At 65.8% G+C, this 23,566-nt stretch carries 19 protein-coding genes and 1 tRNA gene; 15 read left to right on the top strand and 5 right to left on the bottom strand.

What is annotated here, in order from left to right; genetic code table 11:
• The first annotated feature begins 122 nt into the window (after window positions 1-122).
• Entirely contained in the window at window positions 123-554 is a 432-nt protein-coding gene (locus ACP7AI_RS16570) for a hypothetical protein (RefSeq protein ID WP_426169745.1), read from the top strand.
• Window positions 555-568: 14 nt separating this feature from the next.
• Complete coding sequence (locus ACP7AI_RS16565) at window positions 569-1,135, top strand: DUF3011 domain-containing protein (RefSeq protein WP_426169743.1); 567 nt, start codon at window positions 569-571, stop codon at window positions 1,133-1,135.
• 3 nt (window positions 1,136-1,138) lie between these two features.
• On the opposite strand, the gene ACP7AI_RS16560 is transcribed toward ACP7AI_RS16565, so the two are convergent.
• A complete protein-coding gene (locus ACP7AI_RS16560; RefSeq protein ID WP_426169740.1) occupies window positions 1,139-2,353 on the bottom strand; it encodes a hypothetical protein in 1,215 nt (404 codons plus the stop codon).
• On the opposite strand from ACP7AI_RS16560, the gene ACP7AI_RS16555 reads away from it, so the two are divergent.
• The 5 genes from ACP7AI_RS16555 to ACP7AI_RS16535 all read left to right on the top strand — a co-directional run bounded on the left by ACP7AI_RS16555 (window position 2,336) and on the right by ACP7AI_RS16535 (window position 10,036).
• On the top strand, window positions 2,336-2,731 hold the full coding sequence (locus tag ACP7AI_RS16555) for a hypothetical protein (protein ID WP_426169738.1): 396 nt from the start codon (window positions 2,336-2,338) through the stop codon (window positions 2,729-2,731). The two genes, ACP7AI_RS16560 and ACP7AI_RS16555, sit on opposite strands and share 18 nt — an antisense overlap.
• Window positions 2,732-2,915: 184 nt before the next feature.
• Entirely contained in the window at window positions 2,916-4,148 is a 1,233-nt protein-coding gene (locus tag ACP7AI_RS16550; protein WP_426169736.1) for an efflux RND transporter periplasmic adaptor subunit, read from the top strand.
• Window positions 4,148-7,324: an efflux RND transporter permease subunit gene (locus ACP7AI_RS16545; protein WP_426169733.1), complete on the top strand. Its 3,177-nt coding sequence runs from the start codon at window positions 4,148-4,150 to the stop codon at window positions 7,322-7,324. Before ACP7AI_RS16550 ends, ACP7AI_RS16545 begins: the two co-directional genes overlap by 1 nt.
• On the top strand, window positions 7,321-8,745 hold the full coding sequence (locus tag ACP7AI_RS16540; protein ID WP_426169731.1) for an efflux transporter outer membrane subunit: 1,425 nt from the start codon (window positions 7,321-7,323) through the stop codon (window positions 8,743-8,745). The genes ACP7AI_RS16545 and ACP7AI_RS16540 overlap by 4 nt, the downstream gene beginning before the upstream one ends.
• 70 nt (window positions 8,746-8,815) lie before the next feature.
• On the top strand, window positions 8,816-10,036 hold the full coding sequence (locus ACP7AI_RS16535) for an MFS transporter (protein ID WP_426169729.1): 1,221 nt from the start codon (window positions 8,816-8,818) through the stop codon (window positions 10,034-10,036).
• 7 nt (window positions 10,037-10,043) lie between these two features.
• On the opposite strand, the gene ACP7AI_RS16530 is transcribed toward ACP7AI_RS16535, so the two are convergent.
• Both ACP7AI_RS16530 and ACP7AI_RS16525 read right to left on the bottom strand, forming a co-directional pair.
• Window positions 10,044-10,739, bottom strand: coding sequence for an NAD-dependent deacylase (locus ACP7AI_RS16530; RefSeq protein WP_426169727.1), 696 nt, complete (start codon window positions 10,737-10,739; stop codon window positions 10,044-10,046).
• A 31-nt stretch (window positions 10,740-10,770) separates the two neighbouring features.
• On the bottom strand, window positions 10,771-11,367 hold the full coding sequence (locus tag ACP7AI_RS16525; protein WP_426169724.1) for an OmpA family protein: 597 nt from the start codon (window positions 11,365-11,367) through the stop codon (window positions 10,771-10,773).
• A 115-nt stretch (window positions 11,368-11,482) separates the two neighbouring features.
• On the opposite strand from ACP7AI_RS16525, the gene dapB reads away from it, so the two are divergent.
• Window positions 11,483-12,292 carry a 4-hydroxy-tetrahydrodipicolinate reductase gene (gene dapB, locus ACP7AI_RS16520; RefSeq protein ID WP_426169722.1) on the top strand — a complete coding sequence of 270 codons (810 nt, stop codon included), beginning with the start codon at window positions 11,483-11,485 and terminating at the stop codon, window positions 12,290-12,292.
• Here dapB and ACP7AI_RS16515 read toward each other — a convergent pair.
• Window positions 12,253-12,732 carry a DUF2244 domain-containing protein gene (locus ACP7AI_RS16515; RefSeq protein WP_426169719.1) on the bottom strand — a complete coding sequence of 160 codons (480 nt, stop codon included), beginning with the start codon at window positions 12,730-12,732 and terminating at the stop codon, window positions 12,253-12,255. The two genes, dapB and ACP7AI_RS16515, sit on opposite strands and share 40 nt — an antisense overlap.
• Window positions 12,733-12,792: 60 nt before the next feature.
• Between ACP7AI_RS16515 and nth the strand changes: the two genes are divergently transcribed.
• From nth to ACP7AI_RS16485, 6 genes are all read left to right on the top strand, one after another.
• Window positions 12,793-13,428, top strand: coding sequence for an endonuclease III (nth, locus tag ACP7AI_RS16510; RefSeq protein WP_426169716.1), 636 nt, complete (start codon window positions 12,793-12,795; stop codon window positions 13,426-13,428).
• Window positions 13,429-13,563: 135 nt separating this feature from the next.
• Window positions 13,564-13,956: a hypothetical protein gene (locus tag ACP7AI_RS16505; protein ID WP_426169714.1), complete on the top strand. Its 393-nt coding sequence runs from the start codon at window positions 13,564-13,566 to the stop codon at window positions 13,954-13,956.
• Window positions 13,957-13,999: 43 nt separating this feature from the next.
• A tRNA-Arg gene (locus ACP7AI_RS16500) sits at window positions 14,000-14,076 on the top strand.
• 566 nt (window positions 14,077-14,642) lie between these two features.
• Complete coding sequence (locus ACP7AI_RS16495; protein ID WP_426169712.1) at window positions 14,643-16,280, top strand: hypothetical protein; 1,638 nt, start codon at window positions 14,643-14,645, stop codon at window positions 16,278-16,280.
• A gap of 332 nt (window positions 16,281-16,612) precedes the next feature.
• Complete coding sequence (locus ACP7AI_RS16490) at window positions 16,613-17,206, top strand: hypothetical protein (RefSeq protein WP_426169709.1); 594 nt, start codon at window positions 16,613-16,615, stop codon at window positions 17,204-17,206.
• Window positions 17,207-17,315: 109 nt separating this feature from the next.
• Window positions 17,316-18,401 (top strand): hypothetical protein, encoded by a 1,086-nt coding sequence (locus ACP7AI_RS16485; protein WP_426169707.1) that lies wholly within the window; start codon window positions 17,316-17,318, stop codon window positions 18,399-18,401.
• Window positions 18,402-18,650: 249 nt separating this feature from the next.
• Here the strand turns inward: ACP7AI_RS16485 and ACP7AI_RS16480 are convergent, their stop codons facing one another.
• The gene (locus ACP7AI_RS16480; RefSeq protein ID WP_426169704.1) at window positions 18,651-18,914 is read right to left on the bottom strand and encodes a hypothetical protein; all 264 of its coding nucleotides are present in this window, start codon (window positions 18,912-18,914) and stop codon (window positions 18,651-18,653) included.
• Window positions 18,915-19,743: 829 nt separating this feature from the next.
• Here ACP7AI_RS16480 and ACP7AI_RS16475 point away from each other — a divergent pair.
• Window positions 19,744-23,478, top strand: coding sequence for a hypothetical protein (locus ACP7AI_RS16475; protein ID WP_426169702.1), 3,735 nt, complete (start codon window positions 19,744-19,746; stop codon window positions 23,476-23,478).
• Window positions 23,479-23,566: the final 88 nt, after the last annotated feature.

Raw genomic sequence — 23,566 nt, 5'->3', positions numbered from 1 at the left:
ACCCGGCTGCGGCAGGATGCCGAATCTCGCATTTGCGCTTGTCTCGAAATCGTTTCGGCGCGACACTTTCTGGCGCTGCGGCTGCACCCTGGCCGCCGGCACGACCGATGTTGGGGGACGAGATGCGCGAATTCCTGTGGGGCGCCGTGGCGCTGATGGTGGCGGGGGCGGCGCCGGCTGCCGCACAGGCGGCAAAGCCCGTCGATCCGATGGCTGATGATGCGAGCGCGCTGGCGCCGGCCGGCGATGCGGCGTCGCGGATCGCCTTTGCCTATGCCGATCGCGATGCCGACCTGCTGGTCACTTGGGAGGAATATCGCAACCGCGCCATGCGGCTGTTCGGCAAGGTCGATGCCAATGGCGACGGCATCCTGCAAGTCGCGGAGCTGCAGGCGCTGGCCGGGCCCAAGGGGCCGACGCCGCCGGGCGATGTCGACCTCGGCACCTTCAATGCCGGGCTGCGCAAGCATTTCGACGACGGCGACGCCGGCAAGGACGGCGCGCTGACGCCGGCCGAATGGCGCAACGTCGTGCGGCCCAGCAAGCTGTTCTGAAAGGGGACATCGTGATGATCATCAAGTCCGTCAGCCTTGTCGTCGCGGCGGCCCTCGCGCTTGGCGCGGCCGGCCCGGCACTGGCCGAGACCGTGCGCTGCGAATCCGACAACGGCCGCGAGCGTTATTGCCCGATCAACACCCGCGGCGGCGTCACCCTGTCCACCCAGCTGAGCAGCAGCGGCTGCTACCAGGGCGAAACCTGGGGCTACGACCGTAACGGCGTCTGGGTGAGCGGCGGCTGCCGCGCCGATTTTTCCAGCGGCGGCTATGGCGGCTACAATTATCACCAGAGCAATGGCTATAACTACGGACAGCAGCCGCGATCGAACAACGACGGCGCCAAGACGGCGCTGGCCATCGGCGCCATCGTCGGGGCGATCGCCATTGCGTCGGCGGCGTCGAAGAACAAGTCGAACGGCGACAATGATTACGCCCGCTATCACGAGAAGGGCTGCGCCGCCGGCCGCGGTGACGGTCGCAACGGCGGGGCGCGCGACTATACCAGCCATTACAACAGCTATGACGGGCGCAACGAACAGGCCTTTGCCAGCGGCTACAACCAGTGCTGGAGCCGATAGCGGCTATTCCCGGCGGGCGCTGACCAGCATCGCCAGCTCGTCGGTGCGCGGGTTGACGGTATCGAGCCGCATGCGGCCATCGGCCAGCCGGCTGATCGTCACCGGTACCGAGCTGTTGGTCAGCGCCCAGCCGGCGGGGAGTATGACGGCATTGACGGGGCGACCGAAACTGCGGTCCCAGACCAGCGTATCGCCGACGCGGCGGTAGCGCTGGGGATCGGTATAGGTTTCAGAAATGCGCAGGCGGCGCGATTCGCCGGCGGCCGGCGGCTTGAAATGGAACAGCACCGCCTCGGTCTCGGCGGTGGCGCCGGGGGCGTTGCCGCCGGCCTGGGCGATGCCGGCGCCCTTCAGCATCTCGGTCTTCAGGCTTTCGCCGGTGTCGAGGTCGCGCGCCGACGGGTTGGACACGCGGCTGCCGGTGCGCACGATGTTGGTATAGGTGCCGATGCCGGCCTGGGTCTCGGTATAGTCGTGGGTCAGGTCGAAGCTGTGGGTGTCGGGATCGCGAAGGTAATAGACGATCTCCCGGGTCTGGGCGGCGCGTTCCTGCAGGCGTTCGGCAAGGTCGGGCGGGACCGCCGCCGTTGCCGCCATGCGCCGTGCCGTGACGACCAGCGGCGCCGCGGCCGGGCTGGTGTTCCAGAAGCTCAGCTTGATGCGGCCATCGGCCTCCTGCAGCACCTGCGAGGGATAGTTGACGGCGATGGGCCGATAGCCGGGCGGCAGCACGATGGCGTTGCGCTTGATGCCGAGCGAGCGGTCGAAGGTGATGGTGTCGCCGTCGCTGCGATAGCTTTTGGGGTCGGCATAGGTCTTGTCGATGAGGACGCGCGCTTCCCCGTCCGCCGGGACCGGGCGGGCGAGGGTGACGCGAATATACTGGCCGTCGGGCTCGGCGCCGGCCAGGCCGCCGCTGCGCGCGACGGCGCCGTCGACGACATCGAAGCGCAGCGGCCGCCCGGTGGCGCGATCGGTGACGCGCTCGTCGGTGGCGATGCTGCCCTTGCGGATCGGGTTGAAATAATGGCGCGCGCCGGGCGTCGTCGCAGTGACCTCGTAGAGGATGCGGAACTTGCCGGATCCGGGCGCCAGCAGTTCGTAGCGGGTATAGGCGTCGCCTTCGGTCTGGGCCGGCGGCGGGGCGGCCGCGGCGAGCGCCACCAGGGCGGCGATGATGGCGACGGGGCGGAATGCGCTGTGGTCGATGCTGTTCATTCCGGCATCATCGGGCCCGGCGCCGGAATGTCCATGTCCCGCGATCACGCCATGGCTGCGAATTTGCGACGAAGCACCAACGGCTCGTCGCATCGCCGCCGGGCAAGTCTGGCAAAGTCGCCGGGATTTCCGCACGTTGCGCATGCGGCGCGCGGGGCTGCCGCGGACAACCGGGGGGTTGCAGACATGGTGATCGAAACCGCATCGGCCGAAGTCGGGCTGCTCGCGCAGGCGGACGGCAATTATCAGCTGGCGCTGTACCGGCGCGCCGACAACCGGATGATCAGGATCGACGTGGACGCGGCGCTGGCCTGGGCGATCTGCGGGGCGATGCGCGCGCCGGTGACCGCGATGGAAATGCCGGCGGGGGATTGGTAGCTTTCGCGCGTACTGCTATCGCGATCGGTGACGGACTGCCCGCCTGCGGCATTTCGTTATCGTAACGGAACCAGCACGCGTATTCCGGGGTTTGCCGTGTTCGGCCCCGTTCACCGCCGACCGAGAGCGAGTTTTGAGATTGTACCCGAATCAATGGCGACGGTGCATCGCCATCGCGACCCTGTTGTCATTCGCTGCCGTGGCCGGCTGCGGCGAGCGCGCTGAAAAACCGTCACGCGGGCCCAAGGGGCCGCCGCAGGTCGGCTATGTCGTCATGGCGCGCGCCAGCGTGCCGTCGGTTGTCGAGCTGGCCGCGCGCGTCACGGCGTTCGAAGTGTCCGAAGTGCGCCCGCAGGTTGCCGGGCTGATCCGCGAGCGGCTGTTCACCGAAGGCTCGCTCGTGCGTCGCGGCCAGACATTGTACCGGATCGATCCCCGGCTTTATGCCGCCACCGCTGCCCAGGCGCGCGCCAATCTCCAGTCGGCAGAGGCCACCGCCGAGGCGGCGCGGATCAGCGCCGGCCGGCTGAAGCCGCTCGCCGCCATCGAGGCGGTCAGCGCGCAGGACCTGACCAACGCCCAGGCGACGGCGCGCGAGGCGGAGGCGGCCGTTGCCCAGAACCGCGCCGCGCTGGAAACCGCCCGCATCAACCTGGGCTTCACCACGGTGCCGGCGCCGATCACCGGCCGCATCGGTCGATCGCTGTTCACCGTCGGCGCGCTGGTCACCACCAACCAGGCCGATCCGCTGGCGGTCATCCAGCGGCTCGATCCGATCTTCGTCGACATGCAGCAGGCCAGCGCCGACCTGCTGGCGCTGCGGCGTGCGCTCGCCAGTGGCGGCACCGTGCCGACGTCGGCGCGGGTCCGCCTCGTGCTCGAGGACGGCAGCGACTATGGCCTGACCGGCACCGTCCAGTTTTCGGAAGTCGTGGTCAACGCCGCCACCGGCACGGTAACGCTGCGCGCGCGCTTCCCCAATCCGCAGGGCGTGCTGTTGCCCGGCATGTTCGTGCGCGCCCGATTTGCGCAGGGCATCGACACCAATGCCTTCCTGGTGCCGCAGGCGGGGCTGTCCCGCGATGCCAAGGGCGAGGCGACGGTGTTCATTGTCGGCGCCGACAACAAGGCCGTGGAGCGTGCGGTGAAGGCGGAGCGGACGCAAGGGTCCGACTGGGTGGTCACTTCCGGGCTGAAGCCGGGTGACCGCGTCATCGTCCAGGGCACCGCCAATGTGAAGCCGGGCGCCGTCGTGCGCCCGGTGCCGGCAAACGCCCCGCAACGGCTGGAGGCGCCGCGCAAGGATGCCGCGACCAATCCGCGTGGCGACGCCGGCACGCCGACCGGCAGCACGGGCGGCGCGACTGCCCCCAGCGGCGGCGGCAGCGCCGGCGCGACCCGCGGCGGCACCGGCTGATGTCGCGCATCTTCATCGATCGCCCGATCTTTGCCTGGGTGCTCGCCATCATCGTCATGCTCTGCGGGGTCGGTGCGATCCTGTCGCTGCCGATTGCGCAATATCCCGATGTGGCGCCGCCGCAGGTCAATATTCGCGCCACCTATCCCGGCGCCTCGGCCGAAACCATCCAGAACAGCGTCACCCAGGTCATCGAGCAGCAGCTGACCGGCATCGACGGGCTGCTGTATTTCAGCTCGTCGTCGTCGTCGCGCGGATCGGTGTCGATCTCGGCGACGTTCGCCAAGGGCACCGACCCCGACATCGCCCAGGTCCAGGTGCAGAACCAGGTCCAGCAGGCGCTGTCCCGACTGCCGCAGCCGGTCCAGCAGCAGGGCCTGCGCGTCACCAAGTCGAACCCCGATTTCCTGATGATCGTCAGCATCTACGACGAAACCGATCGCCTCGATCGCAGCGACATTTCCGACTTCCTGACGACGAACCTGCAGGACAATCTGGCGCGCGTCGAAGGCGTCGGCGAAGTCAACGTCTTCGGCTCCCCCTATGCCATGCGGATCTGGCTCAACCCCGATCGGCTGGCGAGTTTCGCGCTGATGCCCGGCGACGTGATCACCGCCATCCAGAACCAGAACACCGAAGTCGCCGCCGGCGAGATCGGCGGCCAGCCGCAGCCGGCCGAACAGATGCTCAACGCCACCGTCACCGCCCAGGCGCGGCTGCAGACCCCCGAGCAATTCCGCGCCATCATCCTGAAGACCGAACCCAGCGGCGCCGTCGTCCGCTTGCAGGATGTCGCCCGCGTCGAGCTCGGCGCCGAGAATTATTCGTCGAGCAGCCGCGTCAACGGCCATCCCGGCGCCGGCCTGTCGATCTCGCTGTCGCCGGGCGCCGACGCGCTGAAAACCGCCGAGCTCGTCAAGGCGCTGGTCGAGGCTGCGGCGCCGTCGTTCCCGGCGGGATTGAAGTTCGCCTATGCCAACGACACCACCGCCTTCATCAAGCTGTCGGTCGACGAGGTCGTCAAGACGCTGATCGAGGCCATCATCCTCGTCATCATCGTCATGTTCGTGTTCCTGCAAAACTGGCGCGCCACGCTCATTCCGACCATCGCAGTGCCCGTCGTGCTGCTCGGCACCTTCGCCATCTTCTATCTCGCCGGCTTCTCGATCAACACGCTGACCCTGTTCGGCCTCGTCCTCGCCATCGGGCTGTTGGTCGACGACGCCATCGTCGTCGTCGAGAACGTCCAGCGGCTGATGGAGGAAAATCCCGAGATGACGCCGCGCGAGGCGACCATCCAGTCGATGGACGAGATCCAGGTCGCGCTGGTCGCCATCGCCATCGTGCTGTCCGCCGTGTTCCTGCCGATGGCGTTCTTCGGCGGCTCCACCGGCGTTATCTACCGGCAGTTTTCGATCACCATCGTCTCGGCGATGGTGCTGTCGGCGCTCGTGGCGCTGATTCTCAGCCCGGCGCTGACCGCGACGCTGCTGAAGCAGCACAAGCCCGGGGAGCCCTATGAAGGCTGGGCGCATCGCAATTTCCCGCGCGTTTCGGGCGCGCTCGATCGCGCCGGCGACGGCTTCAATCGCCGTTTCAGCGCCGCCACCGATCGTTATGTCGGGGCCGTGGAACGCATCATCAACCGCAAATGGCTGTTCCTCGTCATCTATGCCGTGGTCGTCGCTTTGCTCGTGCTGCTGTTCATCCGCCTGCCTACCAGTTTTCTGCCGACCGAGGACCAGGGGGCGGCCCAGTTGCAGTTCCGCCTGCCCGCCGGTGCCACCCAGGGCCGGACGATCGCGGTCCAGCTGGCGGTCGAAAATTATTTCCTGACCCGCGAAAAGGCCAATACCAGCGTCATCCTGACCGTCGCCGGCGGCGGCGGCGGCGGTGCCAGCGGCCAGAATACCGGGCAGGGATTCCTGAACTTCGCGCCGTGGGACCAGCGCGAGGGCAGCGAGAATGGCGCCGACGCGATCGTCGCCCGCGCCTCGGCGGCCTTTTCGGGCTTTCGCGACGCGCAGGTGTTCGCGCTGGTGCCTTCGGCCATCCGCGGCCTCGGCCAATCCAACGGCTTCACCATGGAGCTGCAGAACAGCAGCGGCATGAGTCGCGAGCAGTTCGCCGCCGTCCGCGACCGTCTGCTCGCCGCCGCCAACGCCGACCCGATGCTGACCGCCGTCCGGCTGAGCGAACTGCCCGACATCGCCACGCTGCAGGTCGATATCGACCAGCAGAAGCTGTCGGCGCTCGGCCTCACCCAGGGCGACGTCAACAGCACCCTGTCGACGGCCTGGGGCGGCCGCTACGTCAATGATTTCGTCGACCGCGGCCGCGTCAAGCGCGTCTTCGTCCAGGGCGATGCGCCGTTCCGTGCCGATCCGTCGAACCTGTCGCAATGGTTCGTCCGCGGCAACAACGGCCAGATGGCACCGTTCAGCGCCTTTGCCCGCACCGGCTGGTCGCAGGCACCGACGACCCTGTCGCGGTTCCAGGGCATCCCGGCGTTCGAATTCCAGGGCCAGGCCGCGCCGGGCGTCAGCTCGGGCGACGCCATGGACCGTATCGAGGCGCTGGCGCGCGAAATCCCCGGCGTCAGCGTCGCCTGGGCCGGGCTGTCGTTCCAGGAGCGTCTGTCGTCGGGGCAGGCGCCGCTGCTCTATGGCCTGTCGCTGCTGGTCGTCTTCCTGTGCCTCGCGGCACTCTATGAAAGCTGGACGATCCCGATCGCCGTCCTGCTCGTCATCCCGCTCGGCCTCGTCGGCGCGGTGTTCGCGGTGACGCTGCGCGGGCTGGAGAACGACGTGTATCTGCAGATCGGCCTGCTGACGACGATGGGCCTGGCGGCGAAGAACGCCATCCTCGTCATCGAATTCGCCGAGCGCGCCGAAAAACAGGGCAAGCGCGTCATCGAGGCCGCGCTGGAGGCATCGCGGCTGCGGTTGCGGCCGATCCTGATGACCAGCCTCGCCTTCATCTTCGGCGTGCTGCCGCTGGCGCTGTCGACCGGCGCCGGTGCCAACAGCCGCATCGCCATCGGCACTGCAGTCATCGGCGGCATGCTGACGGCGACGATCCTTGCCGTCTTCTACATCCCGCTGTTCTTCGTCATCGTGCGGCGGACGGCGCGCGATGCGTTCCGGCGCCGGCCGCCCGCCCCGGTCGCGGCATGATGCGGCGCGGACTCCTGATGCTCGGGCTGCTGGCCACCACCGGCTGCTCGATGGCGCCGAAATATGTGCGGCCGGCGCCGCCGGTGCCGATGTCCTGGCCGGTCGGCGACGCCTATCTGCGGCAATCGGAGGCGGCGCTGCCCAGCGTCAGCTATCGCGACGTGTTCCGCGACGCCCGGCTGCAGCGGCTGATCGAAACGGCGCTGGCCAACAATCGCGACATCCGCATCGCCGCCGCGAACATCGCCGCGGCGCGGGCCCAGTACCGTATCCAGCGCGCCCAGATTTTCCCCACCGTCGCCGGCGGCGGCAGCTACACCCGATCGCAGACATCGGGCAGCGGCACCGGCACCGGCGGCGGCTTTGCCCGGCCCGGCGGCACCTTTTCGGCCGATGTCGGCATCAGCGGTTTCGAAATCGACCTGTTCGGCCGGCTGCGATCCCTGTCGGAGGCCGACCTCAACCGCTATTTCGCCAGCGAGGCGGCGGCGCGGGCGACCCGGCTGACGCTGGTGGGCGACATCGCCGATGCCTGGCTGGCCTACGCCGCCGATCGCAGCCTGCTGCAGGTGGCGCAGAACACCGTCGCCAGCGCGCGGCGCAGCGTTGAGCTGACCAGGGCGCGGCTGACGGGCGGCATCGCACCGCGGACCGATCTTGCCCAGTCACAGCAGATCCTGGGCCAGGCCGAGGCCGATGTGGCGCTGCAGACGACGGCAATCGCCCAGGACATCAATGCGCTGCGGTTGCTCGTCGGCGCCGATATCGATGCGTCGCTGCTTGTCGATACGATCGCCGCCGCCGGCCCGACGGTGGCGCCGGCGCCGGCCGGGCTCGATTCGACGATCCTGCTGCGGCGGCCCGATATCGTGCAGGCCGAATATGAACTGCGCGCTGCCAATGCGGAAATCGGCGCCGCCCGCGCCGCGCTGTTCCCGACGATCTCGCTGACCAGCGTCCTCGGCTTCGCCAGCACGGCGCTCGGCTCGCTGTTCAGCGGCGACTCGTTCACCTGGTCGGTGACCCCATCGCTCAACTATTCGATCTTCCGCGCCGGTGCCGGCCGGGCGCAGGTACAGTTGAGCGAGGCGCAGCGCGACGCCGCCGTCGCCAGCTATGAACGCGCCATCCAGACCGGTTTTCGCGACGTCGCCGATGCGCTGGCGCGGCGCGGCACGCTGGCGGCGCAACAGGCGGCGGTCGATGCCCAGGCGGCGGCGGCGGCCGACACCTTCCGCCTGACCGAGGCGCGCTATCGCGGCGGCATCGATCCGTTCCTGTCGAGCCTCGATGCCCAGCGCTCGCTTTATGCCGCGCAGCGGGCGCAGGTGAACGTCCGGCTGGTCGCCGCCAGCAACGGCGTCACGCTGTATCGCGTTCTTGGCGGCGATGCGCTGGTGGCGAGCGCCGAGCGCCCCTAGCGCGGCATTTTCGTTTGCGCGATGCCGGGTCGACGGCCAAGGTCCCGCAAAACCGATTGGGGGAGGCGGGGTGGACAGGATCGACGATGGTGCCGGCGCACGGCGCTGGCTGGTCGCGCTGCTGTTCGTCGGCACCGCGCTCAACTATGTCGATCGCCAGGTGCTGGCGCTGCTGAAGCCGACACTCGAAGCCGAATTCGGCTGGACCAACCAGGAATTCGCGCATTTCGGCTCGGCGGTGAACATCGCCACCATCGTCGCGCTGCTGTTCGTCGGTTGGTTCGTCGATCGCTTCGGCGTCCGCATCGCCTATGGCATCGCCGTCACCGTGTGGAGCATCGCCGGCATGGGCCATGCCGCGGCCGCATCCGTGGGCCAGTTCGTCGCGGCGCGCAGCATCCTCGCCGTCGCCGAATCGGTTAACACGCCGGCGGCGGTGAAGGCGGCGGCGACCTATCTGCCCTTGAAGGAACGCTCGTTCGGCCTCGGCCTTGTCAACACGGCGCCCAACATCGGCGCGATCCTGACGCCACTGCTGATCCCGCCGCTAGCGCTGGCCTTTGGCTGGAAGGCGGCGTTCATCGTGACCGGCGCGCTCGGCTTCGTCTGGCTGGCGTTCTGGATCGCCGGCACACGGCGGCTGGTGCCGGTCGATGCAGCGCCGCCGTCGCGTGCCGAGGCGAATTGGGGCGCGCTGCTCCGCGACCGGCGCAGCTGGGCGGTGATCGGCGCCAAGGCGCTGACCGATTGCGTCTGGTGGTTCCTGCTGTTCTGGACGCCGGACCTGTTCAACCGGGTGTTCAAGATGAACCAGGCCCAGATCGGCTGGCCGATCGCCATCATCTTTACCATGGCGGCGGCCGGCGCGCTGTCGTCGGGGGCGCTGTTCCCGCGGCTGCTCGACCGCGGCATGACGGTCGACCGGGCGCGGAAAAGCTCCATGCTGTTCTATGCGCTGATGATCCTGCCGATCCCGCTGGCGCTGCAGGCGCAGACGCCGCTGGTGGCGGCGCTGCTGATCGGCCTGGCGCTGTTCGCCCACCAGGGCTTTTCGACCAACATCTTCGGCCTGGCCGCCGACATCGTGCCGTCGGGCCGGGTAGCGAGCGTCATGGCGGCGGGCGCGGTGGCGGGCAATCTCACCGGGCTGGCGATGAACGAGCTGACCGGGTGGACGCTCGACAATGGCGTCGGCTACTGGCCGATGTTCGCGATCGCGGCGGGGGCGTATCTCGCGGCGACGCTGTATGTGCAGCTGGTGCTGCCGGTGATCCGCCCGGCGCACGCGTAGCGGACGGTTACCCAAGCAGCTCCGCCACCCAAGCCGGCACCAGCACCCCCGCCGGCCCATGCCGCGCACTGTCGAACAGCGGCGTCCCCGCCGACGGCTCCAGGTTGATCTCCAGCGTCAGCGCCCCCGCACTGCGCGCCCAGTCGACGAAACCCGCCGCCGGATACACCGCCCCCGAGGTGCCGATCGACACGAACAGGTCGGCAGCGTCGATGGCGGCGCCGATCGCGTCCATGTGATAGGGCATCTCCCCGAACCACACGATGTCGGGCCGCAGGGCCGCGGCGGCGCAGCGCGGGCAGGGCGGGTTGCCCGACAGGTCGCCCTCCCAGGCCGGCGCGGCGCCGCAGCCGGTGCACAGCGCCCGCTTCAACTCGCCGTGCATGTGCAGCAGCCGCGTCGACCCGGCGCGTTCGTGCAGGTCATCGACATTCTGGGTGACGAGCAGCAACGCCCCCGGCCATTCGGCATCGAGCCGCGCCAGCGCCCGGTGCGCGGCGTTGGGCTCGACCCGGCCCAGCGCTGCCCGGCGCTCGTCGTAGAATCGCTGCACCAGCACCGGATTGCGCGCAAAGGCCTCGGGCGTCGCCACATCCTGGACACGGTGCCCCTCCCACAGCCCGTCGGGTCCGCGAAATGTCGGCACCCCGCTTTCGGCCGACACGCCGGCGCCGGTCAGGATGACGATGTTGCGAATGGCCATGGCCCGCGTGTGCCAGCGGCAGGCTCACCTGTCAGCGTTGCTTCGAAAATTCCACCCGGCGATTGACCGAAGCCGTTGCCGCCGTGCCCGGCCGCGGCTTGTCGAAGCCATAGCCCTGGGGTTCCAGCCGGCCGGGGTCGGCACCCTGGGCAATCAGGTAATCGGTGACGGCCTGGGCGCGGCGCTTCGACAGGTCGAGGTTGTAGTCGCGATTGCCGACTGCATCGGTGTGGCCATCGACGCTGAAGCGCATCGCCGCCAGCGCCGGCGCCTTCATCGCCTCGGCAAAGGCGCGCGCCTCCGCCTTGGCCTGTTCGGTCAGCTCGGAAGATCCGGTGGCGAAATTGATCTGCATGTCGAGGCTGTTGCGCGCAGCCGGACGGGCCGCGGCGCTGCGCCTGGCCGGCGCGCTGGCCCTGGTCGCGGTCGGCACCTTGACGGCGCCGGGGCGGGCCAGGCTGAACGCCTTTTCGTCGCCGACGGCCTGCTTGCGGCTGCTGTCGGCGGTGCTGCCGTCGCAACTGCCGCTCAACTGGCAGACGATGGCATCGGGGCTGTTGCGGGCCGTCGGTGGCGCCGCCTGGACCGGGGCAGCGGTGACCAGTCCGACCAACATGAGCATGCGCATGGCAATCTCCCCCAACAGGCAAGGCGTCTCGTTACGGCACAGGCTATTCGCGCGGCCGCCATTTGACAATGTTCGCCCGCGCAATCTTGCCAGCCGCCGTGCCGACGTTCATGACATGACCATGGCCAAGGCGATCAAAATCGGTGTGCTGGGCGCCGGCGGCCGCATGGGCCGGGCGATCATCGCCGCCATTCCCGATGATCCGCGGCTGGTGCTGGCCGGCGCCATCGAGCGGGCCGGGCACGATTCCGTCGGCACGCCGCTGGGGCCGCCGTTCCCGCCGTCGCTGACCATCTGTTCCAACCACGGCCCGCTCGCCATCGCCAGCGACGTGCTGGTCGATTTCACCGCGCCCGACGCGCTGGCGGCGACGCTCGATGCCGCCTGCGACGGCCGGGCGGCGATCGTCATCGGCACGACCGGGCTGGAGCAGCGCCACCATGCCATGATCGACCGCGCGGCGCGCAGCATCGCTGTCCTGCAGGCGGCCAATACCAGCCTGGGCGTGACGCTGCTGGCGCGGCTCGTCGAGCAGGCGGCGCGCGCGCTCGACTGGGATATCGAGATTGCCGAGCTGCACCACCGCGACAAGGTCGATGCGCCGTCGGGCACCGCGCTGGCGCTGGGCGCGGCGGCGGCGCGCGGGCGCGGCGTCGACCTGGTGCGGGTCAGCGACCGCGGCCGCGACGGCATCACCGGCGCGCGGGTGCCGGGGCACATCGGCTTTGCGGCGCTGCGCGGCGGCTCGGCGCCCGGCGATCATCTGGTCATGCTGTGCGGCGACGGGGAACGCATCGAGCTCGGCCACCGCGTCGAAAGCCGCGAGATCTTTGCTCGCGGCGCGCTCAGGGCCGCGGCCTGGCTCGCCGTGAAACCCGCCGGCCGCTACACGATGGACGATGTGCTGGGGCTGCCGGTCCGGTAGTTTGCCAGCGCGGCCGCGATCGTCGCGCCCACCTCGCGGCGTTCCGGCGCCGACAGGAAGCTGCCGACCCGCACCCGCCGGCCACGTGCCGCCAGGAAGACATGTGCATCGCCGAGCGGCGTCTCCTCGACCTGCACCCGGGTCCACAGCGGCTCGAAGCCGAAACGCCGGATGGCGCCCTGCGCGCTGACGCGGTGCAGGGTCAGCGCATCGGCATCGAGGACGACGCGTTCATGGCCGCGCCCGGCGGCGTTGCTGGCGCGGAAGGCCCACCACAGCAGCGCGAGATCGGCGGCCATGAACGGCAGGATCGGCCAGGCACCGAGCGCCAGGAAGCGCAGCCCGCCGATGAAGAACAGCGCGCCGACCGCACCGACCAGCCAGCCCGCATGGCGGCGATCGAGCGACCGGTTCGGCGTGAGGGTAAGATCGAGCAGCACATTGCCACAGTAGACGCGCGCATCTGGACATTACAGCGCCCGTGACGCCAAAGCGCAGGCATGAACCGCGCCGCCGTCGCCGAATTCTATGCCCGCCTCAGCACCGCCATGCCGGTGCCGGAAACCGAGCTCCGCTATGTGAACACCTATACGCTGCTGGTGGCGGTGGTGCTGTCGGCCCAGGCGACCGACGTGGGCGTCAACAAGGCGACGCAGCGCCTGTTCGAGACCGTGACCACGCCGGAGGCGATGATCGCGCTGGGGGAGGAGGGGCTGAAACAGCATATCCGCACCATCGGGCTGTTCAACACCAAGGCGAAAAACATCATCGCGCTGTCGGAGATCCTGGTCGCGAGATACGGCGGGGCGGTGCCGCGCGACCGCGCGGACCTCGAGTCCCTGCCGGGTGTCGGCCGCAAGACCGCCAATGTCGTCGTCAACGTGGCATTCGGAGAGGAAACCTGCGCCGTCGACACCCATGTCTTCCGCGTCGCCAATCGCACCGGCCTGGCGCCGGGCAAGACGGTGCTGGCTGTCGAAAACGGCATCATGAAGCGGACGCCCAAACCCTATCGCCGCCACGCCCATCACTGGCTGATACTCCACGGCCGCTATGTCTGTGTGGCGCGGCGGCCGAAATGCCCGGTGTGCCCGGTCGCCGATCTTTGCGATTTTCGCGATAAGACGCCGGCCTGACGGGGAAACGCCAAGGGCCGCGGAAGGTTAAGCCGGGGTTCAGTGTCGCGCTGCCAGACGGGCTGCGTACACCGTTGCGTTGCTTGCCCCTGTGTCTGGGCCTGTGTCTGTGCTCGTATTGTCTTTGCCGGGATGATGACCATGCGTTCCGCTACTCCCCTGCTGATCATGATGGCGGCGCTGGCCGGCTGCGGCGGCAGTGCCGTGCGCACTGCCAGCCAGCTCCCGCCGGCCACGGTGACCGGCGAGCCCGTCAGCTGCGTGCTGTTGCAGAACATCCGCGAAACCAAGGTGCGCGACGACAGCACCATCGATTTCATCATGCGCAACGGCAAGGTCTATCGCAACACGCTGCCCAACAGCTGCCCCCAGCTCGGCTTCGAACGCTCGTTCACCTATGCAACCTCGATCAGCCAGCTGTGCTCGGTCGACGTCATCACCGTGCTGCAACAGGGCGGCGGCCTGCGCCGCGGCGCCAGCTGCGGCCTCGGCCAGTTCACCCCGATCGAACGCCCGGCCCGGAAATAGCCGTCTGGTATTGCACGGCGCCGGCTGCTAACAGCGCCCTCACGCATCCGTAGCTCAGCTGGATAGAGTACTGCCCTCCGAAGGCAGGGGTCACAGGTTCGAATCCTGTCGGATGCGCCAAACATTTCAATTAGTTGCTACTCGAAATGTCGGTTTCCTGACCCGTCGGATTTCTGACGGAAGCATATTGGAAGCGGTGCTTTGGGAAACGACGGGCAATGATTTGGAACCCGAATCATTGTAATCGAATATGTGGCCCCAGTTCGCTTCTGATCAGGTGCCCTCCAGGAGCTTTAGCGAAGTACGAGCTGCTTGTTGGCGAGGCGCATATCCTCCAATAGTACGGTCGAGGAGACATACGTCTCAAGCAGGGTCAGCCGTTCCCAATGTTCGCGCCTCCAGAATCGTCATCGACGTATTACGCGATGTTAGGATTGCGCATTGCGGCTACGAGAAGAAGGCGCACATGCTACTCAATGATCTGGCCTACGACGACACGTGTAGAGTTTGGCATCTAGGCTTCAGCGCAACCTAATGATTCGCGAGATGGTAGTGGGCGCAGATTGCTCCGCGACTTCAGCGCTCGTCAGGGGTGAAGTTGGCAACGACGGGTAGGGCAGCGCCGCGCACAAAGCTCAGGCCGCCTTCCTGTCGTACTGGATGGCTTCGCAAGGAAGGGACGACTTGTGAATGTAGACGACGATTTAAGTGGCGGCGTCGCTGCGCCGGGCGCCCGCGTTGGCGCAGTTTCGGAACTACCCAATGACGAGTTCGGTGCCGCTGCGGAGGCCTTCTTTACTTATCTCTGCCCGCGCGCGCTCCTCGTTTGCAACAAGAGCGACCGCGATAGATCCGGCTGGGACTTTGTCGTCGATTTGCCCGTGCCTAAGGGGATCCTCGACCAGCGTCAGAAGACGACCTGCCATGTCCAGCTGAAGGCGACGAAGACGGTGGGGACCGGGCAGGTTAAACTGCGGCTGTCGGCGGCGGATCTGCTCGCGAAGAGCCCGCTTCCTGCGTTCATCGTGGTTTTCAGGATGAAGCCCGACGGTACCCCGATCCGCGGCTATCTCGTTCATCTCCTTGGGGCACCGCTCGAGAAGCTGTTGCGCAGGCTACGACACGAGCAATACATTGGCAGGCTGGATATAAATCAGCAGACGATCTCTTTCGACTATCGCAAAGTCGGCCAGGCTTTCGAAGTCACGCCCGAGGGTTTACGCGAAGCGCTTGCCACGGCGTGCGGCCCGGATCCAGCCGCCTATTCCGCAGAGAAGCTCGCCCAGCTTGCCAACTTAGGCTACCGCGACGATCGCATCGTTGGCGACGTTGTCTTCCGGGCGGACACCGAAGATCATTTGACCCGCGTTGTGCTCGGTATGGACCCGCTGAAGCCAATCGCGATCCGCACATTCGATAACCGCTTTGACATGCCCGTCCCATACGATGGCGACATGCTGAACGCGATCGAGGAGATCATGTTATCGCCTCCCTCCGGCGGCGCTTGCGAGGTCGTAGTGACGGGCCCTCCGTTGACCCCGCCAGCCACGTTCCTAGCCGAGATATTCTTCGCGCCTTCCTTCGACGCTCGCCTCCGCATGCTGATCCGCCATTCCGACTTCAGCTTCATGTTTCATGAGCGTGAGGCCGATTTCGAAACGAAGGCGGTCTTCGAGCAGGTTGGCCGCACGCTGGATGATCTCGTCATGCTTCTCCGGGCGCTTACCAATCTAGCGTCGGGCCAAGGCGCGATCGTGATTAAGGGCGACGATGGCCGATTCGGACCGGTCAAATTGTCGCTGCCCGACAGGCTGACCGGTCCCAACGTCGACGGGCTTCCCGCGCTATACAGGATCGCTTCGGACTGGCGCCGCTTGCTGGAGTTGGCCGGCGTCCGTTCAAATGCTTCCCTCGCAATCAACGACATGTGGGACACCCGATGGATACAACTTGCAGCGGATCTGCTGCTGCGGACGAAGCCTGAGGCGCGGTTCGCGTTCGAAGTCGACGAGATTAGGGGGGACGGCGGCCCGGTAAAGGCAATTTACTTCAATAGCGCTCAGCTGGCAGGCGACGGCATCAGCTACGGCGTCGAGATTGAACTCAAACCTACGGGTCGCGATCGGCGCGTTTATAGCTCTGCGTCGTTTAAACCGATCGATGTGCGGCCCATTGTTCCCGATCTCGACGAGTACATGGAGGAGTTAGCTTCGAGATATGATCAGCCTATCATGATCCATCCGGACAATATGCGAGAGGTCGATGTTGATCTGATCGAGATTGCCGGTGATGAGTCCGCTAAAATCGCGACGGAAAGCCGATAACTCGGGTCATGAGCGCAGCCATGTGAATGCGGATGAGTGGCGGACAACCCTGTCAGCTCTGCCGGAGCTGGAGGCGCCGGGTGCAAAGCTAGTAGTCAAAGTCTGACACTTGGTGCCCATGGTCGCAAAGGCCGCTTCCGACACAGTTTAAGCCATTCCCCTATCGACGCGTGAATGCCTTCTCCTCCCGAGACCGGTCATTCGTCTGCCATCAAGCCGCTCGGCGGCAACGCGCCCTCAATTCGACCGTTCGGTTACTCGAACAACACGGTCGATCCGCCTGACACAACTATGTCACGGCCAGCACAAGACTGCTATCGTTAGATGCGGGGGTGATCATGCCGACGACAAGCGACAATGGTTCAGGCATCGCGTCGGCGCTCAAGGAGCAGTTGGCGCTCATCACCTTCGTGGTACTGTTCGCCGGGCTGGTCTCAACCGAGACCTACTATGCGGGGTTCGGCGTTCGCTATCAGGTGTTGGAGTTCTCGATCACCCACCTCGTCTATCGTGGCCTGACGGCGGTGTTGGATGGGCCGTGGCTGATCGTCGCCTATCTGATCGCGATGGGATGGCTGGCGGGCGGGAGTGCCGGTATGGCTGGGCGCTGGCCGCGCACGGCGCCCTGGGTGCAGCCGATTACCTATGCGCTGGTCATTCTCGTCGTGATCACGACCTATCTCGCCGGCATCGCGGCCGGCGCGCATGCCGCCGATGTCGACCTTCGTTCCGGAACCTCGCGTCTGCCAGTGGTCCGGGAGCTTAAGAACAAGGACGGCAAGGCGATGCCGTTCGCGGGGTATCGACTTCTGTTCGCAGGCAAGGACATCGTCATTCTGTTTAAGCCAGCGGCGAGCACCGCCGAGGTGCCCTTCATCCACTTGATCAAGCGGGACGACACCAGTGATATCACGCTTTCTCGCTAAGCTTGTCTCACTCGCTATGCTAGCCAGCGCGCCCCCGGCACATGCTGATACGCTCGTACTGGGTGACCGGTTGATCTTTGGACGGCTCATCGCCGTAGGCGCCACGGCCGTGCGGTTCGCGCCGGAATGTGGCGCGGAGCAGGCTTTTCCGCGCGGCGAGGTGAAGCAGGTCGAGCGTAATGGTGCCTGCCGCCCCAAGCCGATCCGCCCCTATTCGGCGGGCGGTCAAATGTGCCCGACTACGCCGCTCACGCTCTATGAGGTCGAACTCAAATCACCCAAGGTGCGATTTCTGGCATCCGCCGCGGTCCTCGTTAATGGCCGGCTACACCTGCGCTCCGTCGATGGCCTTACGGCCTATCACGGACCCGACCGTCGCTTCGTCGGAATAGCGAGAGGGCAATATTGTCGCGAGGGTATTACGGAGACGCCGCCCGTGCCGGCGTTTTGCGCCGAGAGCGTACCGTGGGCGGTGAATTATGGACCCGAGCCCGTGTTCGACAACCGAATTCTCACGCGCGGGATGTCCTTCTATCTCGAGGATGATCGCGGCGCGCCGATCGCGCCGGATAGTCCACGCAGCCAAGAGGTCCGCAACGCGTTCGGCAACGCGGTCGCGCAGTGGATGGGCGCGCTTCAGGATCTTGGGCCCGACCTGCCACCGGCCGCGCGAGTCGCGTTTCAGGGTATGCTGAGCCGATCGGCGGGTGGCTACGTGCTGATGACGCCGCCGCAAGTGGTACGGGTTGGCTGCCGCGACACGGCTTCGTTCGTGGTGCGCTATATGACCCGGGACGCTAAGGCCTTGACGGTTGGCGGTCAGGTCAAAGCGGCGCGAGCGCAGGTCGAGGGCCGGACGCTGTGGATTAACGGCGCAACCTATCCCTGCTGGCGCGCGGCACTTACTGGCGAGCTCGCGTTCCCGAAACCCACCGACGGCAGCCCGCAATGTTATAATCTGACGCCCATTTTAGTGCATGAACTAGGCCATGCCTTCGGGCTTGCGGGTCATCTTGACGATCTGGCGCACCCGTCGATCATGAACAGCTCGATCGGTCCGGACCTGACCCGACCGACGCGCGACGACGCGCTCGCGCTGGTGAAAATTCTCCTCGCCGCAATTGCGGGAACGCCGGCCGGGCGGCTCGATGCGGACGGCCCCGGCGTCGCGATTACGACAGGGCCAACACGCTGAGCAAGTGATCGACGTCAGGCGGCAGCCTTGCTGCGCCGGAAGAGCTCGGCGATCCAAGGGAGAAGTTGCCTTTCTGAAAGATGATCGCGAGTTACTTGCGCGGGCGAGTGGCTGTTACAGCGACGAATGCCTGGACACGCAGATAGTCTTATTTGCACGCGATGCGCGCGCCAAACTCAGTATCCATCCGGTGGAGACCGCTGTCGGCTATGCGCCAGTGCCAAATTGAAGTTGGCCGGATGGAGCCCATTAGGAGAGAGGCTTAAACGGATCGGGGCCGGACACCAATTCTTCGACGCCGTCAGGTCCGATTGAGCTGATGGAGCCGTCCGGATAGCGCAGCAGCACTCGATCAAGAGGCGTATCCCTGTATCTGTAAGCGACGCGATGGCCGGCTGCGAGGAGTTGGCGTGCCGCTTCACTGGAAGGCACCCTGGCTCGATCCTCAAACCGCTTTTGGATCTCATCGGCCGAAAGAGGCATGTACTTCTCCGTGGCGAAACTATCGTCCAATTACGAGACTTTATGAGGGCACGTCTGATGTCAATCACTGATCTTGAACGGCGCCGCGAGTATTGCAAACGTGATGCTGAGGTTTTGATCGTCCTACTGAAGCGGCTTTGCCAGGAATGAGGAACCCTGATTGTAGCTTGGATCGATCCGCCTGAAGGTTGGCGATACGGCTTTCCCAAAGTCATTCCGGAAGGCGTTGACCCCGACGAGTTCCTTGCAAATATCAACGCCTGGTTGGTCGCCAACGGATATCCCCAAGAGACGATCGACCTCTACGGCGGGAACGTCCACTGTCGCATCATTGGCGATTTCTGAGCAACGTTACGGGATACAACGCGTCGGGCGGAACCTGCAGACATAACGGGTACTGGCAGCAACTGGGCCGCTTGCTGCCGGGCGCTTTCAGAATGAGATTTGCGGATAGCTGCCTCTGTCTCCGCCGCTGTTGTCACGGCGGCTTCCGACCCAGTTCAAGACATTCAGCGTTGTTCATGTGAGCGTCGGCATTTGCTGCAACCTGCCATGGAGCCGAAAATCGTCCTGACGCGCGAGGAAGCGCTTCTTGCGCAAGGATTGCAGAAAGCGTCGCCGACCTGTTGACCCCGGCACCATGACGCGCCCACGATAGCACCCGGGCCAGACCGCTCCCGCAGCCGCCACGACGCTGATCGCTGCCGGGGACGGCGCTGTCCGTCACCGGCGGATCTGATCATTCGCCAATCACAACCCATCGAACGTCATGCTGCCGCGCGGCACAGTATTCGTTCGCGAAAAGGCGTGAAGGCAGACCATGGTTGCGGCGAATGAGACTGAGGGGCCAAGGGCCAATATGCTCGACGTCATGCGCGGCCTCCAGGCCATGCTCGCCAGCGCCAAGACGCTCGACCTGAACGATGTTGCCAAACGCAATGCGGCCATGGTGCGCGAGCTTGCCCGGTTCTCCTTTCCAGACATCGCCGCCGTCGCCGGCGGGCTGCTGACCTATCCAGAGAACCAGTCCGCGACCTTCAGACTGGAAGCGCTTATCTCGCTCGCGGCGATCCACGCCATGGGTGTTGACAAGCCGACATCAAAGGATCTTGCGCGCTGGCTTAATGGCTCGCTGCTCAGCGATCCGCTTGGCCAGCAGGAAGATCCGACCGAGGACGTGTTCGTCTCGAACGTCCCCTCATGGAACGGCAATGCCCGTCTGTTTGACGGACTGTGGGGTGACAATGACGTTGGCGCCGAAGCGCTCGTATGGGCGACGATGCGGCTGAAGAACCAGGAATGGGCGGCGACTGCACTCGATCAATGCATGGCCATGCTCGCCCTAAGCGAGGAGATTGCCGATCGGGCCGGCATTCCCCGCTACACGCGTTCGACCGCCAGCCCGCGCACGCCAATCGATGTGTCTGACGCGCGGATCGACGAAGCCCGTGCACGCGTCACATTCGAGTTCGATGACCTGATGCGGCTTGGCATTCGCGCCAACCGTGTCGTTCCGTTCGGTCTGACCACCGCCGATCGCGAGGCGCTCATGGGCCAGTCGATCGGACATAGCGATCTCGAGCGACGGCCTCTGATCCGGCACGAAAGGGCGATCATCGTCGTCATGCCGACCGCAATCGGTGCTGCGATCCGGCGTCAAGTACTCGACGCTGCCGCTGACGCCGGCGCGCTCGCGCAGGTCGAGGCAGTCATCGCCGATAAGCATTTCACCGAGCTTCGTAGCTTCGGTCTGACCGGGTTCAGAGCCCGGCTGATTCGTGAGCCTGGCTCATTTGCCCCCATTGGCCGGGACCTCGTGGCCACGTTCGACGAGGGTGCCTATCTTCATCTCGTCTATGCGGGCGAAGCGCTCGACGACTTTCGCATCAACGGCCACCGATCGCTCCAGATCCTGTCGCCCGAGATTGGCGCACGGGTTGCCGCGGTTACGGCCGAGCTTCGTGACCGGCCGGACTATCAACGCGGCCTGACGGTGATCGTGCATGGCGGGCTCGGGCGTGGCTTTTCGATCGAGCTGACCCACGATGAACCCGATGTATGGCGCAGCGTCGGCGTCAGTATCGCCGATATCGCCCGGATCATCTGGGAGCATGGCTTCAACGCGCTGCGGCTCTGGAAGATTTTGGATCAGGAAGCGAAATTGCCCGAGCGCGGTTACCGGCTCGACAACATTAACGGCTTCGCCAACCTCTACGGATTCCTGCGGGGCACCGCGATGGTCATGGTGCCCGACGTTGCCGCGCCTGGCGGGATCCGGCTTGCCACCGACCATGTTGGCACGCTGCGCGCTCATCTGCGATCACTGCTCGATCCCCATGTCGCGATTAGCGATGATGGTACACGCTGGGTTGAGGTACAGCGTTCCGCGACCGATGTCTTTTTCGATGAGGTGAAGGGGCTGCCCCTGTTCGTCGACCGTTATGCGGTTGCGAATGGCGAGCTGACATCCTGTGTCGAAACCGCAAGGCGGCCCTGGTGGGTCAGCCTCGAGCGCGGCGTTCTCGGCCCTGTCGGTATGAGCATCGTTTATCAGCTTTGGGACATGGTCCAGAACTGGATGCTGCGGACCGCGCAGCTGCTGGAAGACCGGTTCACCGGTCTACCTGAAGGGCCGATCCGCATCCTCCTGACCGTGCCCGACGTCGAATCGTTCGACTCCGATGCCGCGCCCAGCGCTTCCTTCGGGCCGCCACATGTCGAACGGAGTGGCAATAGGATCTCTGTTCGATGTGGGAATGACTATCTCAATGCCTTCGCGCGTGCCGACAATGTGGCCGAGCGGTCGATTGTGGCGGGCATTGCCGGTGCGGTCGCAACGATCGCTGGAGAGGCGATGACTGGCGCAGAAGCCGAAAGCTTTGCGCTCGAAGTCATCGGATCGACCTCGGCCCGCTTCTTTCACATGTTCAAACCGCGCACACCGACTATGCAGGTCTACGCGGCTGCGGGTCTGAGCCGGCCTCGTCTGCTTCAGGACGAGGATATCGCATGGGGTAGGCTCCAGCTTGCCGAGGCCGCAGGCTGGACCGCCGGCCCGGGGGCGATTCCGTTCGCCCAGGCGCCGGCTATCCTCAAGGCCGCGACAGTCGCCCTGCTTAGGCGAGTCGAGGCGCTGATGCAGCAGCTCGACCGTGAGGCGTTGGTCATGCGTCTTCTCATCAACCATGACGCTGTCGTGTATGATCGCTTCAGCTGGCAGCAGACCGCCGCCGCATTGCTCGCCCTCTATCGGGACCAGGCTGATATCATCGGAGCGTCCAACGGGCTCGAGGTCCAGCGGGGGATCGCGGGACTTGCCGCGCGAGTCCTCGCCGAAATGGCGGTCTGCATCGCGCCGGTGAGAGGTGGACGCGTGCCAAGCGACGCCGATCTCGACCAGCTTTATGCCGACCTCGCGATTATGGTCGAATGCGCCAATCAGGATGATGCAATCCACTGGGGCCTGGCGGTGACACCGCCCTTCGTAAACGACAATGGCTCCCTGTCCTTCGACGAGACCTTCCGGCGGGCTGAGCAAACCCCGTATATCAATGCCCATGGCGAGCGCGCTTTCAGGAGTGCCGCGCGCGCGTACCCGCGTCATTTCGAAGTGAGCACGACGCCTGCCGAACTGCAAGCTGATCCCGATTTCTTAGCAGCAATACTCGACGAATATGGCCTCGATCTCCTCGCCTTCGCTCGGTTTGCGATGGATCTTGCCAATGAGGCTGCGGCTGCCGGCGTGACGGTCCTCAAGATGTCGAAGAGTGAGCTAATCAAGCGCCTGCACGGTGACACGGCGGACTGTCCTGCCCATGACCCCGACAAAGCGTTCAATGCGCTGGCTCTCAAACCGCGGCCGCGTTGGGACGAGGTTCATCCGGAGGGCGCAAGGAAGCGAGACTGGTATCCTTGGCGCTTCAATCGTCGGCTCTCGCTCGTGCACCGCCCGATCGTGCAGATAGGGGAGGGCGACGATCCGCTCGTTTTGATCGCACCGGCACTGGTCGACCACTTCATCACACGATTCTTCGAGGCCGAGCAGGGGCTGGTCCCCGTAGAACTGTTCACCGGCGACGCGATGCGCAGCTGGATCGGCGCGGCCGTTAACCGCGACGGACACGCCTTCAACAAGAGCGTTGCTGACGAGATGGAACGCCTAGGATGGACGGCACGCAGCGACGTCAAACTTACCGAGCTTGGCGGAACGAAGGCCCTTGGCGATGTGGATGTGCTCGCCTGGCATGAGGCCTCGGGCGTAGTGGTAGCGATCGAGTGCAAGCGGCTTCAGGTGGCGCGCTCGATCGGTGAGATCGGTGAACGACTCGCCGAATATACGACATTGGCGCCACCCGGTGGGCGGAAAACCCCGATCGAGAAGAATCTCAACAGGCTCGCGTTTCTTCGGGCAAATCCGCAGAGGCTAGCGAAATTGACTCGTATCCCGCAGGTCGGGATGTCCCTACGATCCGCTCTCGTCACCGACCACCTCGTGCCGATGCTATTTTCGGCCAAGGCCGGAACGATGGTCGATGTGATCGCCGAATTCAGCGGGCTGGCGGCAGCCTTCCCGATCCCAGATCTTGCAGCGTAACTCACAACCCGTAGCCTCCGGCAAACCCGGGGCGGTTCAGTTGTCGGCTGATGGGCCATTGCGGGCATTCGGCCGACCTGCGTGCTTC

The sequence above is a fragment of the Sandarakinorhabdus sp. DWP1-3-1 genome (assembly GCF_049896705.1).
GTDB lineage: Bacteria > Pseudomonadota > Alphaproteobacteria > Sphingomonadales > Sphingomonadaceae > Sandarakinorhabdus.
Note: the sequence above shows the minus strand (reverse complement) of the source record. Positions and strands in the feature narration are given on the sequence as shown.

What these genes read in the sequence shown, in the direction of transcription:
- ACP7AI_RS16560 (WP_426169740.1), bottom strand. Translation starts at nt 2,353, where the DNA reads ATGAACAGCATCGACCACAGCGCATTCCGCCCCGTCGCCATCATCGCC.
- ACP7AI_RS16525 (WP_426169724.1), bottom strand. Translation starts at nt 11,367, where the DNA reads ATGCGCATGCTCATGTTGGTCGGACTGGTCACCGCTGCCCCGGTCCAG.
- ACP7AI_RS16530 (WP_426169727.1), bottom strand. Translation starts at nt 10,739, where the DNA reads ATGGCCATTCGCAACATCGTCATCCTGACCGGCGCCGGCGTGTCGGCC.
- ACP7AI_RS16505 (WP_426169714.1), top strand. Translation starts at nt 13,564, where the DNA reads ATGACCATGCGTTCCGCTACTCCCCTGCTGATCATGATGGCGGCGCTG.
- ACP7AI_RS16475 (WP_426169702.1), top strand. Translation starts at nt 19,744, where the DNA reads ATGCTCGACGTCATGCGCGGCCTCCAGGCCATGCTCGCCAGCGCCAAG.
- nth (WP_426169716.1), top strand. Translation starts at nt 12,793, where the DNA reads ATGAACCGCGCCGCCGTCGCCGAATTCTATGCCCGCCTCAGCACCGCC.
- ACP7AI_RS16540 (WP_426169731.1), top strand. Translation starts at nt 7,321, where the DNA reads ATGATGCGGCGCGGACTCCTGATGCTCGGGCTGCTGGCCACCACCGGC.
- ACP7AI_RS16545 (WP_426169733.1), top strand. Translation starts at nt 4,148, where the DNA reads ATGTCGCGCATCTTCATCGATCGCCCGATCTTTGCCTGGGTGCTCGCC.
- ACP7AI_RS16570 (WP_426169745.1), top strand. Translation starts at nt 123, where the DNA reads ATGCGCGAATTCCTGTGGGGCGCCGTGGCGCTGATGGTGGCGGGGGCG.
- dapB (WP_426169722.1), top strand. Translation starts at nt 11,483, where the DNA reads ATGACCATGGCCAAGGCGATCAAAATCGGTGTGCTGGGCGCCGGCGGC.
- ACP7AI_RS16565 (WP_426169743.1), top strand. Translation starts at nt 569, where the DNA reads ATGATCATCAAGTCCGTCAGCCTTGTCGTCGCGGCGGCCCTCGCGCTT.